Source organism: Kribbella sandramycini (assembly GCF_013131805.1).
Classification (GTDB): domain Bacteria; phylum Actinomycetota; class Actinomycetes; order Propionibacteriales; family Kribbellaceae; genus Kribbella; species Kribbella sandramycini.
The window spans coordinates 118,541-132,441 of sequence record NZ_JABJRC010000005.1; the positions used below are offsets into that span (position 1 = coordinate 118,541).

Consider the following 13,901-nt stretch of genomic DNA (forward strand, 5'->3'; position numbering starts at 1 on the left):
CCCACCTCACTTCCGTTGACCTTGACCTTCACATAGATGAAAAGGTTTGACCATACTGCCATGGCTGCTTCCCAGACTGAGACCCCAACTCCCACCCCACCCGATGCCACGAGTAACAAACTCCCCTGGTCCCCGCTGCTCGCGCTGAGCACCGCGGCCTTCATGGGCATCCTGACCGAGGCGCTGCCGGCCGGCGTCCTGCCCGAGATGGCCCGCGGCCTCGGCGTCAGCGAGTCGGCGGCCGGACAGTCGCTGACCATCTACGCCATCGCGACCGGCGTCTCGGCGATCCCGCTGATGGTGGCCACCGCCACCTGGGGCCGTAAGCAGCTGCTGCTGCTCGCGGTCTCGGTCTTCGCGATCGCGAATGTCGTCACCGCGCTGTCGTCCAGCTACATCCTGACGATGGGCTTCCGCCTGCTCGCCGGTATCGCGGCCGCGGCCGTCTGGGCCGAGCTGGTCGGCTACGCCCGCCGGTTGGCCCCGCCGCATCTGCAGGGCCGAGCCATCTCGGTGACCATGGCCGGCGTCCCCCTCGCGCTGGCCCTGGGTATCCCGGTCGGCACGTTCCTCGGCAACCTGTTCGGCTGGCGGCTCACCTTCGGCCTGGTGGCCGTGATCTCCGTGCTGCTGCTCGGCTGGATCGGCGTCTCCGTTCCGGCGGCCTCCGGTCAGAAGCTCGGCCAGCGCGAGCCGATCCTGCAGGCGCTGAAGCTCCCCGGCGTCGTCGCCGTGCTGTTCACGGTCGCGGCCTGGGTGCTGTCGCACAACATCCTCTACACCTACATCTCGACGTTCCTCGACGAGTACGGGATGGGCAACCGGCGCGACCTGGTGCTGCTGGTCTTCGGCATCGCCTCGGTGATCAGCATCGTGCTCACCGGAGCCCTGGTCGACCGCAAGCTGCGCACGCTCACGATCGGCTCGGCCGGTCTGGTCGTCATCTCCGCGGTCGCCCTCGGACTGCTGGCGACGAATGCCCTCGTCGTCTACATCGCCGTCGTCCTGTGGGGTCTCGGCTGGGGCGGCGTCACCACGCTGCTGCAGACCGCCGTCACGGATGCCGGCGGTGACCGCGGGCAGGCGCTGCTGGTCACGACCTGGAACTCGTTCATGGCCGGCGGCGGCGCCGTCGGCGGCATCCTGCTCGCCCAGCTGGGACCGAAGTCCTTCGCGTGGGGCGTGCTGGCCCTGATGGTGCCCGTGCTGCTGGTCGTCATCGGCGCCCGCAAGCACGGCTTCCCGACCCGGCGACCAAACGCAGCCTGATCGCCGGCGAGGCCGTGTCCGGTCCGGGGCGACCCGCGGGCGGACACGGCCTCTGTCAGCCACGACCGATGCGGTACCCGACCCCGCGGACAGTGATGATCCAGGAACTCGCGCCGAGTTTGGCCCGCAGGCTCCGCACATGGGTGTCGATCGTGCGACTCGAATCGGCCCAGCTGGTCTCCCAGACGCTGGCCATCAGCTGTTTGCGGGACACCGGCTCATCGGGATGCGAGGCCAGCTTGTGCAACAGCTCGAACTCCTTGCCGGTCAGCGAGACCGGCCGATCGCCGAGCCGCGCCTCGTGCGTCTGGGCGTCGATACTCAGATCGCCGACCCGGATGATCCGGCCGGGCTGTTTGCACGGCAGCGAGCGGCGCAGCACCGCCTCGATCCGGGCCAGCATCTCGCGCGAGCCGCACTGCGCGTCCACGCAGTCGTCGGCGCCGGCCTTGAGCGCCAGCACCCGGTCGGTCTCGGCGCCGGTCGAGACCGAGATGATCGGTTTGTTGCCGGCCGCCCGGATCGACCGGCAGACCTCGAGCCCGTCGATATCGGGCAGATCGAGATCGAGCAGGACGAAATCCGACGTCCGGTGCGCCTGCAGCGCCTTGGCTCCGGTGTCCACGCTGCTGACGGCGTACCCCTGCCGGCGCAACTGCTGTCTGCGGGCCTCGATCTCCGCCGAGGCTCCCTCGACGACCAGCACCCGCACTGTCCCCTGTGCCACTGCTCCACCTCACATGCCATCGGAACGAGACATCAACTGGCAGCGTCCCCCCAGGACACTAAAATGATAGTGATCTTTTTTTTAAGGTCAACGAAACTTTCTCACGAAGTGAGTTCGGGGGGTCACCGCGCGTCGATCGGCCTAAACTGCCGACGCGCCGCCGTCCACCGGAACAGCTCCGCCGGTAATGAACGACGCTTCGTCACTGAGCAACCACGCAGCGGCACGAGCGATCTCGATCGGCTCGGCCATCCGCTTCTGGATCTGGCGCGCGACCGAGCCCTGTTCGAGGGCCGGCACCTCGCGAATCGCGTCCTCGATCAACGGCGTCCGGACGGTGCCGACGACCAGCGCGTTCACCCGGATACCCCGCGGCCCGTACTCCGCGGCGGCCGCGCGGGTCAGCCCGAGCACCGCGTGCTTGGCGGCGACGTACGGCGAGATGGCGCCGGTCGCGAAAGCGCCGGCGGTGCTGGAGGTGTTGACGATCGAGCCGCCCGCGCCGAGCACCGGCAACTGCTGCTGCAGGCAGTTCCAGGTGCCGCGGACGTTGACGCCCATGATCTGCTCGAACAGCGCATCGTCCGTCTCGTGGACGAGGGGGCCGATGGTCCCCCAGCCGGCGTTGTTGAACGCGCCGTCCAGACCGCCGAAGGTTTCGACCGCGGTCGAAACGGAGCGACGGACGGCGTCCGCGTCGACGACGTCACCCGGGGTCGCCACCGCCTGCCCGCCGGCGGCGCGGATCTCGGTGACGAGCTCGTCCAGCCGGTCCTTGCGGCGGGCAAGCAGTACGACGGCCGCGCCCTCGGCGGCGAAATGCCGCGCCGCGGCGGCGCCGATCCCGCTCGACGCTCCGGTGATCATGATCGTCCTGGTTGCGAGCTTCCCCACTGGGCGGTCCCCTCAGTTCTTCAGGGCCGGGAGCAGGCAGCGCCAGATCTCCTCGACCCGATCGGGCAGATCCTTGTGCGCGGTCTCGACGTACGAGTGCATCTGCGCGCCCGTACAGGCGTTCACGACGAGCCGGGCGACCGCCTGGACGTCGACATCCGCGCGCAACTCACCCTCATCCTGGGCGGTCTGCAGATCGGCAGCCACGATCACGGTCCACTGCTCGTGGGAGTTCTCCACGGTGCCCATGAAGCGGTCCTGCTCCCAGACCAGGCGGGCGCCCGCGCGCAGCATCGGGCTCTCCGCGAGGGCGCGGGCCCAGACCAGCGTCACGTCGATGGCCCGCTGCAAGCCGGTCGAAGCCTTCGGCGGGACGACGAAATCCGGCTGGCCGGCCACGATCGCCCGGGCCAGCTCCTCCTTGGACCGGAAGTGGAAGTAGACGCCGCCGAGCGTCACCCCGGCCCGGTCGGCAATCTTCATCACGCTGGCCCCGGAGAACCCCAGCTCGGCGAACACCTCGGCCGCCGCCTCCAGCACCGTGGCACGCGTCCGCTCCGCGCGCGCCTGTTTCACCGCTCGTCCCGCCATCGACCCACCTCTCGCCGTCACTCACTGAAATCTCGCGATCACAAATTGCAGGCTTCACGAAAAGAACAACATTCTTTAATTTATACGCGAGAGACACCTGTCGCCCACAGGGGGGAAAGTCATGAATATTCAAACGCTTGTCCGTAAGGAAAAGAGCGACGAAGCGCTCGTGCTGGACTGGCGCGCCCTTCCGGACCTGGTCCAGCAGGTCACCGTGCGCTGGCCGCAACAGCACAGTTTCTACACCGAGGGGGATCGCTACACCCCGCTGCTCTTCACCGAGACGCTGCGCCAAGCACTGGCGTTACTGAGTCACGACGTGCACGAGATCCCGCTCGGGCACCGCCTCGGCTGGGAGCGGATCCGCTCCTGGATCAACGCCAAGGCACTCGCGGTCGGCGACGCCGACGTCGTCACCCTGCAGGTCAGCCATCCATCGGTCACCCGCCGCCGGCTCGGCTCCACCTACCTGGTCTCCCGGATCGACGCGCTGATCGGCAACCTGCACGCCGGCGGCGCCGAAGTCCACTACAGCGCGCACCCACCCGCCATCTACAACCGGCTCCGCGGCCCGTACGCCGACGCCAAGGACGCCTTCCAGCGCGCGATCCCCGTCCCCGCTGCCGTCCCCGCCGCCCTCGTCGGCCGCGGCGACACCGGCAACGTCGTCCTCTCGCCCACCGAGGACGCCCACACCTGGCAGCTCCGCGTCGACACCACCCACCGCGTCCTGTTCGACCACCCGCACGACCACATCCCCGGCATGGTCCTGCTGGAGGCCGCCGCCCAAGCAGCCCAGGCCTGCCTACCGGTCCCGGTCACCACCACCGGTTTCGACACCCAATTCTTCCGCTACGTCGAATTCGACCAACCCTGTTTCTTCACCGCCGAACCCGGCCCCCCAACCCCCCAAGGCCGCTCCGTCGTCCAGATCCATGCCACCCAATCCGGCCACCCCGTCTGCACCGCCGCCATCAGCACCGAACCCCTGGATCTGAACCCCTGACAAACAACGGGCCGTCGCGCATTTCGCGCGACGGCCCGTTCGCAATCTCAGCGACAGAGTTTCGGATAGGCGCAAAGCTCGCGGGAGTTGCTGCCGTCGGGGTTTGCGGCCGGGAGGGTGGCTGGGGGTTTGTTGTGTTCTACCCAGTTGACGAGGGCGGTGAAGGGGTCGGTGGGGGCTGGGCCGCCGCCGCAGTGGCCGGCGTTGGGGGCGAGGAAGAGGCGGTAGAAGGTGTTGGTGCGGGTGGGGCCGCCGAGTTCGCGTTCGACGCGCCGGCGGTAGTTGATGGTGCCTTGGGCGGGGATGAGGCTGTCGGCGAGGCCGTGCCAGGAGAGGAGTTTGCCGCCGGAGCGCTGGAAGGCGGAGAGGTCCGGGTCGTCGCTGCCGATGATGCGGTTGTACTGGGCCTGGGACTGGCGGAAGAGTTTGGCGAACTGGGTGTAGGTGAGGGTGCTGGTGTCGAACTTGGGGTCCAGCTTGAGGAAGTTGCGTACCCAGCTGTCGGGGACGGCGAACGGGACGGCGGATTGGCCGTTGGTGACGGCCAGGCCGTCGAACGACGTACCGCGGGTGAGGCCGTACCAGAGACCGCGCGGGCCGTCCCAGATCTTGCGGACCACCTTGGCGTCGGCGGCGGTGATCGTCACCGGCTTGCCTTCGCAGAGAATCGTCTTGCCGATCAGACGTTCGGGGGCCCAGCGGCACTTCTGCGGCTGGTCGTTGTCACACGCCTGCCGGGCGGCGTCGGCGAACGCGTCGAACTCGCACTTGGTCGGATAGTTGCGCTCGGCATTCATCACGACGGCGGGCCAGATCGCGGAGACGGTCCAGCGCTCCCAGTTGATCGCAGGGGATGCGGCGAGGATGCCGTCGAAGTCGTCGGGGTGCTGCTGGGCTTCGACGTACCCCTGCCGGCCGCCGGTCGAGCAGCCGTTCCAGTACGCGTACGACGCCGCGCGGCCGTAGTACTGCTTGGTGACCGCCTTACCGACAACGGCAAGGTCGTGTGCGGAGCGGGACGCGAAGTTGGTCAGCAGGGTGCGATCCACCTTGCCGTTCTTCAGCGCCCAGTCGTCCGCGGTGAACGGGGACGGTCCGACGCCGGCATCGGTCGAGGCGACGGCGTACCCGGCCTTGACAGCCTTGGCCCAGGGCGCGCCGAACTCGCCGGCCCAGTAACCGCTGCCGCCGAGCGCCTGGAAGCGGCCGTTCCAGCCGGTCTTCGGCAACCAGACCACGGTCTTGACGTGATCGTCGGCGTGGCTGAGCCGGACGGTCACCTCGCAGTACGCCGGAACGCCGTCGACCGGCTCGTTCGGAAACGGCGGGGTCGGCGGGAAGGTGACCGTGCCGCCGGGGCGGTCGACCGCGGTCACGGAGTCGATCCGGGCGCCGGACGGCGGTGCGACGGTCACGTTCGAGCAGGCGGTGCCAGTGGTCGTGCCAGTGGTCGTGGCGGCCGTGCTGCCGGACGCCGGCAGCAGGACGGCGAGCGGGAGGACCGCCGCGACCATCGTCAGGATTCGTTTCATGACGACACCGAATCAAGACCGCCGACCGGCAACCAGGGATACTTTGTCCTGTGATCCAGGGCACAGCACCGAATCGGGCGATGCTCGCCGACTTCCTGCGCAGCCGCCGCGCGCAGCTGCAGCCGGAGGACGTCGGCCTCCCGCGCGCACCCCGGCGGCGGTCGAACGGCTTGCGGCGCGAGGAAGTCGCGGAGCTGGCCGGGATCTCGGCCGACTACTACAGCCGGATCGAGCAGCAGCGCGGGCCGCGTCCGTCCGAGCCGTTGCTCAACGCGCTCGCCGACGGCCTGCGGCTGACCGATGACGAGCGCGACCACTTGTTCCGGCTGGCCGGATTCCCCAACCCGCCACGGCATCTGCACGACCGGCCCGCCGCGCATCTGCTCCGGGTGATGCGCCAGCTGGAGCACACCCCGGCCCAGATCTGCAGCCATCTCGGCGAAACCCTGCACCAGAACGCGTTGTCGATCGCGGTGTTCGGCGATCACTCCCGGTTCGCGGGCCTGCGGCGGTTCTGGGCGTACCGCTGGTTCCTGGAGCCCGGCGAACGGTTGCTCTACGCACCACAGGACCACGACCGGATCTCCCGCGCGATCGTGGCCGAGGTGCTGGCCACGCACAGCGCCGGCCCGTCGAGCCCGGATGCTTGCGCCCTGGTCGAGCAGCTACTTGCCCAGAGCCCCGAGTACGCCGAGGTCTGGGCCGAGCACCCGGTCTTCGAACAGGACTGGCCGCGGCTGCACCTCCGCCACCCGATCGCCGGCGCGCTGGAGCTGAACAGCGACTACGTGGTCGACAGCGATCGCTCGCAATTCCTTGCGGTCTTCACCGCCGACCCCGGTAGCGCGGACGAGGAGAAACTCCGATCGTTGCTCAGGGCCGCAGCGCCGGGCTCGTCAGCGCCGTGATCGATTTCCCGTTGTTCAGCTGAGCCCGAACCGACGAGATCGTCGTACCGGCCCGGAGCGGGAAGGCCGCGGGCGAGGTCAGTGAGCTGGTGCCGCGGCTGGTTTCGAAGCGGAGCTGGGCGACATGTCTGCTGCCGGCCGCGATGACGAAGTTTCGCCAGACGGTCGCCGCGGCGATGTTTTGCGCAAAACGGCTGCAATTGCTGGTGTTCGCGGCCGTCGCGACCGGTTGGGCCGGGCCGGTCGGCGGCTCCAGCCGGATCGCGGCATCACCGCGGCCGGACCAGCCGTCGACGCGCAGGCAGGTCCACCGCGCCGTACCGCCGGTGGGTAACTGCTGCTCGGCGAAGTGCCAGCTGTTGACGAGCCGGACGCCGCGGTTGTGCCAGGCATCCAAACCGCAGGCATGCAGCGCCCACGACGTCCGAGCGTCGCGGCTGAGCACCTCGCGCGGGGATCGCGCGGCGCCGCGGCTCGGCAGCGGCATGTAGGTCAGGTGCGCCGGCATCAGATCGCCCAGATCGGCGAGCACGAAGGCGTGCTTCTCGGCGACGGCTGACGAGCTGCGCAGTTCGAGCACGTTCCGGCTGCGGCAGCCGCGGCCGCCGTCCCGGACGGCGGCCGTCACACCGTCCTTGACGGCCAGTGGCCGCGAGGCGCCCCGGGTGGAGAGGTCGCGGACGGCGACGCCGGCGATCCAGGGCGCGAGGAGGTAGCGCGGGCCGGCTGACGTGCGCTCGAGGACGACGGCGGCCGACGTCATCAGGTCGGCGGAGTCGACCCGATCGACGCGCAACTCCTCCCCCGCGCCGGTCTGGCGATAGCGCGCGACGCGGGCGCCGTCGTACATCAGCACGACGACGGCGTCGCCCAGCCGACCGGCGTACAGGAGGCTGGGCCGCTCGGCGGGCGCGGCCGGGGTGGTGCCGTCGGCGGCCGTGACGCCCTGGCCGGCCTGCCAGAAGCGCCAGACGCGCTCCTGGAGCTGGTTGTCCTGGGCAAGCGCTCCGCGGGTCGACCAAGCGCTGAAGTCGAGTTTCGACGTCCGGCGCCAGAGGTCGGCCTGGGTGGTGCTGAATTTCTGGGCTACCGGCTCCGCGGCGGTGGCTGGGCGGTCGGCGTCGCGCGACAGGCCCCAGATGCTCAGACCGGCCGCGATCAGCACCAGGGGTAGGGCGAGGATCCATGGCCGCCGCCGTTTCGGCGGCTGCCACTCGGGCGCGAGCTTGACCGCACACGGGTCGAAGACCTGGTCGACCGGCGCCGTCACCAGTTGGGCGGCCGCGAGGACGGCGGTCGCCGCGCTCACCCCGGCGGTCTGCAGGATCGCCAGCGTCGTCGCGTCATCGAGGCCGGCCCGCTGCCGCAACGCCCAGGCCGCGCGGACCTCGGGCGCGAGCACCCGCAGGCTCTCCTCGAGCTGAAGCGGTTCGAGGGATTCGCTCATCGGGAAGAACTGCAGGCCGCGGATCCGCACCCAGCGGCGCTTCTCCTCCGCCCGCAGGGCCTCGCGAATCGCGACGCCGTACAGCTCCGGCGCCGCGTCGCCGTAGACCAATTGGGGTAACCGCTGGACGACGCTGTGCGCGATCAGCACCCGTCGATGCCGGCCCAAGCGGGACGAAGTGGCCTGGAAGGCCACGAACACCAACGAGTCGTACAGTTCTCCGACCAGATTCTCCGCGTGCTCACGACGCATGTCATGTCTTCCTGTCAGGCCCCGTACGGACCCAATCACAACGAGTAGTTCTCGTTACTGTTACGCCGTCAACCTCTGGACAAGCTCCGCGGCGGGCTGTGTACTCGCCTCGACCCGCCCCACGGAGGTGTGCATGACCGGGATCCGGCTGGACTCGGTGACGAAGGTGTACGACGGCCGCTACCTCGCGGTCGACGACGTCTCGCTGGAGGTTCCGGCCGGCGAGTTCCTCGTCCTGCTCGGGCCGTCGGGGTGCGGGAAGACCACGTTGCTGCGGATGATCGCGGGGCTCGAGGACATCACCGCGGGCGATATCTGGTTCGGGCGGTCCAACATCACGATGCTGCCGCCGAAGGAGCGCGGCGTCGCGCTGGTCTTCCAGAACGGCGCCCTCTACCCGAACCGGACCACCCGCGAGAACATCCTCTTCCCGTTGCAGATGGCCAAGGAGGAGCCGGCCGAGGCCAACGCCAAGGCGGTCGGCGTCGCGCGGATCCTGCAGATCGACTCGACCCTGGACCGGTTGCCGCGGACGCTGTCCGGCGGTCAGCGGCAGCGGGTCGCGATCGGCCGGGCGATCGTCCGGCAGCCGCGGGTGTTCCTGATGGACGAGCCGCTGTCCAACCTGGACGCGACGATGCGGACCGAGCTGCGCCAGGAGCTCGGCGCGATGGTCCGCGATCTGGATGTCACCACCGTCTACGTGACCCATGACCAGATCGAGGCGCTGACGCTGGCCGACCGGGTCGCGGTGATGCGGAACGGCAAGATCGAGGACATCGGGACGCCGGAAGAGGTCTTCAACGACCCGGCGACGGCGTTCGTGGCCGGCTTCCTGGGCAGCCCGCGGATCAACCTGATGTCGGCGACCGTCAAGGTGACCGCACACCACCGGGTCACACTCGAACTGGGCACACAGTCGATCGCGTTACCGCCGACGGATCGGCGTTCGCTGATTCTGAACCGGCACGACGGCGCGCGGGTGATCGTGGGCGCCCGCTCGGACGCGTTCACGCTGACCAGCGACGCCGACACCCAGCTGACCGGATCCCTGCGCACGCTGGAGTTTCACGGCAACCAGTGGATCGCGTTCGTCGAGTGCGGGCTGGAGCTGGTCAACCCGGATCTCGTCGGCGTCCAGCCGCCGACCGCCGTCCGCCGGATGCAGAACGGGCATACCCGGCACGCCGCGGAGCACGAGTCCCTGCTGGACAAGCTGCGCAACGCGCTCCGCCGGACGCCGGCCGAGCCGCCGCCGGAGGATCCGGCGCCCGCGCACCGGCGAGCCGATCTGATCCTCGAAGTCCCGAGTAACGAGGGGCTCAAACCCCGCGACACCATCCGCTTGGCCGTCGACACCGCCAAACTGCACCTCTTCGGCGAGGACGGCCGGCGGATCGACCGCCTCACCCGTCAGTAGGTCTTGTAGTAGATGAGTTGGCCGGCTTCGCCGGGGGCGGCGCCTTCGCTGGGGATGAACAGGGTGATCACGAAGGCGTTCTGGCCGTTGGGGGCTTTCAGGGCGGTGATCGTGGGGTTGGCGAAGGCGGTGCTGCCGGCGTTGGTGCGGATCGTCGTCCGGTCGGCGTTACCGGTCTGGTAGTCGTAGACGAACGTGCGCCAGGAGCCGAAGTCGCCCTTGGTGTACTGGCCTTCGATCAGGCCGAAGCGGTAACCGCGGTAAGTGGTCTGGTCGCGGTCTCCGATGTTGCCGCCGACACCCCAGTGCAACAAGGCGTTGTCGAAGTTCGGCTGGGCCGCCGTCGTCCAGGTCTTGAAGTTGGTCAGCGTGCCGCGCTGCTGGCGGTCGCGATCGCAGTTCCACCAGTAGTGGCCGCCGATGTCGATCGTCGAATGGTCGATATCCGGCGCGAGCGTGATCCGGTAGATGTTCGGCGTCCCCTCGGCGCAGGACGACAGCCGGCGCGGCGAGTCGAACGCGCGATGCACCTTGCCCGCCAGCAGATCGGCCCGATTGGCGAAGTACCGGAACGCGAGGTGGTTGTCGCCGCCACCCGGCCGTTCCTGCTCCCACGCCAGCAGGAACCCGCCGTTCGGCGCCTGTGCGATCGTCGGCTGCGAAGCCGGCCCGGTGTTGCTCCCCGCCAACTCGCGCACCCAATGCCAGTTGAGCAGATCGGACGACGTCGCCAGGTTCACCCGGAACTTCCCGTCCGCCGCCAGATGATGCGAAACCGCCAGATACCCGCCGGCCGGATCCGCCACGATCTTCACCGTGTCCATCACGTGCCCGGCATCGTCCCGAACGTCGTACCGCTTCCCGGTCGCCCCCGCGACGTCCTCCACCATCCCCCGCAACTCACCCCGCGCCGCATCCGAATCAGCAGCAACCGCAGCCGGCGGGCCGAGCGCTGCAACCACCAACACAACCACAACAGCAAGAGCTCGATGCATGGGCGGCACCTCTCGCGTCAGCAATTCACCCCAATCTAACCGCCCAAACCACCCCATGCCCACCCGAACCCGCCCGGCCCAACCTGCCGGGCGGGTGCGCGGTCAGCTGTCCCAGATGGGGCCTAGGGCGGGGATTCCGCGTTGTTCGAGGCCGTGGACCACGGACCAGGTGACTTTTTTGTTGGAGACGCAGATGACGGCTTCGGCGTTGGTGGAGTGGTAGGCGGCGTAGGCGAGTTTGACCATGTCGGGTTTGCCGTGGGCGTCGGTGTCCCAGATGTGGGCGTTGGGTTGGGCGGTGCGGATTTCGTCGACCAGGGGCCGGCCGTAGGTTTTGACGGGGTCGCGGGTGACCCAGACGAGGGTGGCGGGGGTGCGGTTGGCGAGGATGTGGGCGAGGACGGGGCCGATACCGCTGCCGGTGACGATGTAGACGACGCGGTTGAAGATGGTGCCGTAGTTGGCCATACCGGCGGTGGGGACGCCGCGGACCCAGAGGTGGGACGGCGGGTTGTCGATGAAGTCGCCGGTCCAGTCGCCGGCCCGGGAGACCGCCATCCGGAAACCCTGTTTACCGGGGGTGGGGATGACGGCGAAGCTGTGCCATTGCTTCAGCGGGTGGCGGGCGACCGAGCGGGTCGAGCCGGCGAGCGGCGTACCGCGGCCGGTGGTGCGGACCAGGGCGACATGCGAGGACGGGCGGACGACGTCGATCGGAACCCGGCGCAGCATCAGCCACGGGAGCGCCGAGCTCAGGGTCGTGAGGACGAGCACCCAGACGGTCGGCGTACCGGCCAGGGCGGCGAGCAGGCTCGCGCCGCCGCGGCGCTCCTCGGCGAGCAGGACGGCGCCCGTCCAGAACAACGCGGACAGGCCCCAGCCGCCGAAGCGGTGCACCCGCTCGAACAGGTCGTGCCGCTTGGCCCGCATCGACGGCCGCGCGGTCACGACGATCCCGATCAGCAACGCGGCCTGCACGCAGTAGACCGCCATCAGATCCGAGCCGACGTCGCCCACGGCCACGACGACCAGCGCGAGGAACCACAGCGTCCCAGCGATCGAGCCGCCGACGTGCAGCCCGCCGAGGTGATACCCCTTCGCCAGCGCCCAGCGGAGCCGCAAGGGCCAGGATCTCGGCGCCCTCATCACCAGCCGGGAAAGCAAATTCACCAAATACTGCTGGCGCACCAGAATACCCACCGCGAAATTCACCTGGGCGATCAGCGCCAACTGTTCGACGTTACCCAGAAAACCGTCAAAAAGCCCCCACCCGAGCACCGTGCAATTGATCGCGAGCACTCCGGCCGTGAGCCGATGACTCGGCATCAGCCGCGGATGTTTCCAGACCCGCTTGACCAGCGGATCCGGAGCGGGCAGCACCACTTCCAGCGTATTCATTGAAAAGTCCCCCAGAAACTTTCGAAATGTCTCTGGAAGACGCCCGGCGACCCACTCCCAGTTGCTGTGAGCTTCCGTGCCGAAGCTCACAACAACCAGAAAGCGATATTCAGCGTCCGCGAGCGAGAACTCCGGCTGCCAGGAGACAGACGGCGGCGGGGGCGATCAAGCCGGTGGTGGCGTCGACGAGGGTGATCGTGCCGATGGCGGCGGCGAGGGTGAGGGTTTCGACGGTCATTCGGGTGGTGCTGAACAGCGCTGCGCCGGCGCCGCCGCGCTGGTACGGGACGTGTTGCAGGGCTTGGCCGTCCGGCACGCCTTCGGTCAGGCCCAGGCTGACGCCGAGCACGGCTGCGGCGACGAAGAGCAGGGGGACGGAGTCGCTGGTTTGTAGGGCGATCGCGGCGAGTACGCAGGCCAGCAAGGCGATCGTGACCAGTTGCCGTGCCCAACGACGTGCGATGCGGGAGGCAACCAACGGGAGCAGGGTCGACGGGATCGTCAGGAGGCTCAGCAACAGGCCGGCCCCACCGGCGCCCAGATCGTGTTCGGCACTAAGTTGCGGGAGGACGGCGAGGCCGACGACGAGCATCCCCATGAACGCGCCGGTGGCCAATGAGTACGCGCGGTACGACGGGATCCGCAGTAGATCAAAGGGAATCGCGGGCTCGGCCGCTCGGCGCTCGACTCGGACCAGGACGATGGCAGCGGCCACCGCGCCGGCCAGCAGGGCGGCGTTCGTCCAGACAGGTAAGGCGAAACCGAAGGCGATGACGGTTGCGGCGATGACGACTCCGAACAGCAGAGCGCCGGCCAGATCGAAGGGGGCGGTTTGGCGGGTCCGCAGGCTGGGCAGGCCGATCGTCCCCACCACAGCCAGCGCTGCGATGCCCGCCGGTACGACGAACACCAGCTCCCAGCCGCCGAGGGCCATCAACGCCTGGGCCGCAATCGGGCCGAGCGCCAGGCTGCTGCCGAGCACGGCGCCGGTGTAGCCGTAGACCCGGCGGCGCTCCTCGGGCGGGTAGACGGCGAGCACCATCGACGAGCCGCCGGCCGCGCACATAGCCGCGCCGACACCGGCCGCGGTTCGGAGCGCGACCAGGCTGCCCAGGTCCGGCGCGAAGGCGGACCAGATACCGGTCGCGGCGACGACAATGTTGCCTAGGGCAAAGAAGGTCGTGCGCGACATCCGGTCGGCGACCAGACCGGCCAGCAGGAGGGCGGCGGCGAACAAACCGTTGTAGCCAAGGACGATCCAGGGGCCGAGGGCATCGGCACCGGGGAGCTCGGCGGTGACTTCGGGGACGACGGCGGTCGAGCCGGTGATGGCCAGCGGGAAGACCGCGGTCGAGACGAGGGCGGCGAACAGGACGCGCCGCCGATGAAGAACAGACAGGACAAACACGAGATGCGCTCCGGAAACGAGAACTCCGAGCGCCACGAAGGCGCTCCTGACCGG

General features: G+C 69.1%; 12 protein-coding genes. 4 read left to right on the forward strand and 8 right to left on the reverse strand.

Annotation, left to right across the window (positions count from 1 at the left end; all coding sequences use genetic code 11):
• Positions 1-60: 60 nt before the first annotated feature.
• The gene (locus HPO96_RS21240; RefSeq protein WP_171675271.1) at positions 61-1,269 is read left to right on the forward strand and encodes an MFS transporter; all 1,209 of its coding nucleotides are present in this window, start codon (positions 61-63) and stop codon (positions 1,267-1,269) included.
• A gap of 55 nt (positions 1,270-1,324) precedes the next feature.
• On the opposite strand, the gene HPO96_RS21245 is transcribed toward HPO96_RS21240, so the two are convergent.
• The 3 genes from HPO96_RS21245 to HPO96_RS21255 form a co-directional block, all read right to left on the reverse strand.
• A complete protein-coding gene (locus HPO96_RS21245) occupies positions 1,325-1,996 on the reverse strand; it encodes a winged helix-turn-helix domain-containing protein (protein ID WP_171675272.1) in 672 nt (223 codons plus the stop codon).
• A gap of 141 nt (positions 1,997-2,137) precedes the next feature.
• On the reverse strand, positions 2,138-2,890 hold the full coding sequence (locus HPO96_RS21250) for an SDR family oxidoreductase (RefSeq protein ID WP_202886256.1): 753 nt from the start codon (positions 2,888-2,890) through the stop codon (positions 2,138-2,140).
• A 12-nt stretch (positions 2,891-2,902) separates the two neighbouring features.
• Positions 2,903-3,481, reverse strand: a complete 579-nt coding sequence (locus HPO96_RS21255) for a ScbR family autoregulator-binding transcription factor (RefSeq protein WP_171675273.1) — start codon at positions 3,479-3,481, stop codon at positions 2,903-2,905.
• Positions 3,482-3,602: 121 nt separating this feature from the next.
• Here HPO96_RS21255 and HPO96_RS21260 point away from each other — a divergent pair, with 121 nt between their 5' ends.
• The gene (locus tag HPO96_RS21260) at positions 3,603-4,487 is read left to right on the forward strand and encodes a ScbA/BarX family gamma-butyrolactone biosynthesis protein (protein ID WP_171675274.1); all 885 of its coding nucleotides are present in this window, start codon (positions 3,603-3,605) and stop codon (positions 4,485-4,487) included.
• A gap of 47 nt (positions 4,488-4,534) precedes the next feature.
• On the opposite strand, the gene HPO96_RS21265 is transcribed toward HPO96_RS21260, so the two are convergent.
• The gene (locus tag HPO96_RS21265) at positions 4,535-6,019 is read right to left on the reverse strand and encodes a tannase/feruloyl esterase family alpha/beta hydrolase (protein WP_171675275.1); all 1,485 of its coding nucleotides are present in this window, start codon (positions 6,017-6,019) and stop codon (positions 4,535-4,537) included.
• A gap of 50 nt (positions 6,020-6,069) precedes the next feature.
• Between HPO96_RS21265 and HPO96_RS21270 the strand changes: the two genes are divergently transcribed.
• Positions 6,070-6,927: a helix-turn-helix transcriptional regulator gene (locus HPO96_RS21270; RefSeq protein ID WP_337796741.1), complete on the forward strand. Its 858-nt coding sequence runs from the start codon at positions 6,070-6,072 to the stop codon at positions 6,925-6,927.
• On the opposite strand, the gene HPO96_RS21275 is transcribed toward HPO96_RS21270, so the two are convergent.
• Positions 6,893-8,626, reverse strand: coding sequence for a hypothetical protein (locus tag HPO96_RS21275; RefSeq protein ID WP_171675276.1), 1,734 nt, complete (start codon positions 8,624-8,626; stop codon positions 6,893-6,895). The two genes, HPO96_RS21270 and HPO96_RS21275, sit on opposite strands and share 35 nt — an antisense overlap.
• A 133-nt stretch (positions 8,627-8,759) precedes the next feature.
• On the opposite strand from HPO96_RS21275, the gene HPO96_RS21280 reads away from it, so the two are divergent.
• On the forward strand, positions 8,760-10,046 hold the full coding sequence (locus HPO96_RS21280) for an ABC transporter ATP-binding protein (protein WP_171675277.1): 1,287 nt from the start codon (positions 8,760-8,762) through the stop codon (positions 10,044-10,046).
• Here HPO96_RS21280 and HPO96_RS21285 read toward each other — a convergent pair.
• From HPO96_RS21285 to HPO96_RS21295, 3 genes are all read right to left on the reverse strand, one after another.
• Complete coding sequence (locus HPO96_RS21285; protein ID WP_171675278.1) at positions 10,040-11,041, reverse strand: hypothetical protein; 1,002 nt, start codon at positions 11,039-11,041, stop codon at positions 10,040-10,042. The genes HPO96_RS21280 and HPO96_RS21285 overlap by 7 nt on opposite strands.
• Positions 11,042-11,143: 102 nt before the next feature.
• Positions 11,144-12,439: a ferredoxin reductase domain-containing protein gene (locus tag HPO96_RS21290; RefSeq protein WP_171675279.1), complete on the reverse strand. Its 1,296-nt coding sequence runs from the start codon at positions 12,437-12,439 to the stop codon at positions 11,144-11,146.
• A gap of 109 nt (positions 12,440-12,548) precedes the next feature.
• Positions 12,549-13,883: an MFS transporter gene (locus HPO96_RS21295; RefSeq protein WP_202886257.1), complete on the reverse strand. Its 1,335-nt coding sequence runs from the start codon at positions 13,881-13,883 to the stop codon at positions 12,549-12,551.
• Positions 13,884-13,901 lie beyond the last annotated feature (18 nt).

Bases quoted from the DNA above. Each gene is read 5' to 3' on its own strand.
- HPO96_RS21240 (WP_171675271.1), top strand. From the start codon at position 61: ATGGCTGCTTCCCAGACTGAGACCCCAACTCCCACCCCACCCGATGCC.
- HPO96_RS21255 (WP_171675273.1), bottom strand. From the start codon at position 3,481: ATGGCGGGACGAGCGGTGAAACAGGCGCGCGCGGAGCGGACGCGTGCC.
- HPO96_RS21260 (WP_171675274.1), top strand. From the start codon at position 3,603: ATGAATATTCAAACGCTTGTCCGTAAGGAAAAGAGCGACGAAGCGCTC.
- HPO96_RS21265 (WP_171675275.1), bottom strand. From the start codon at position 6,019: ATGAAACGAATCCTGACGATGGTCGCGGCGGTCCTCCCGCTCGCCGTC.
- HPO96_RS21275 (WP_171675276.1), bottom strand. From the start codon at position 8,626: ATGCGTCGTGAGCACGCGGAGAATCTGGTCGGAGAACTGTACGACTCG.
- HPO96_RS21280 (WP_171675277.1), top strand. From the start codon at position 8,760: ATGACCGGGATCCGGCTGGACTCGGTGACGAAGGTGTACGACGGCCGC.
- HPO96_RS21285 (WP_171675278.1), bottom strand. From the start codon at position 11,041: ATGCATCGAGCTCTTGCTGTTGTGGTTGTGTTGGTGGTTGCAGCGCTC.
- HPO96_RS21290 (WP_171675279.1), bottom strand. From the start codon at position 12,439: ATGAATACGCTGGAAGTGGTGCTGCCCGCTCCGGATCCGCTGGTCAAG.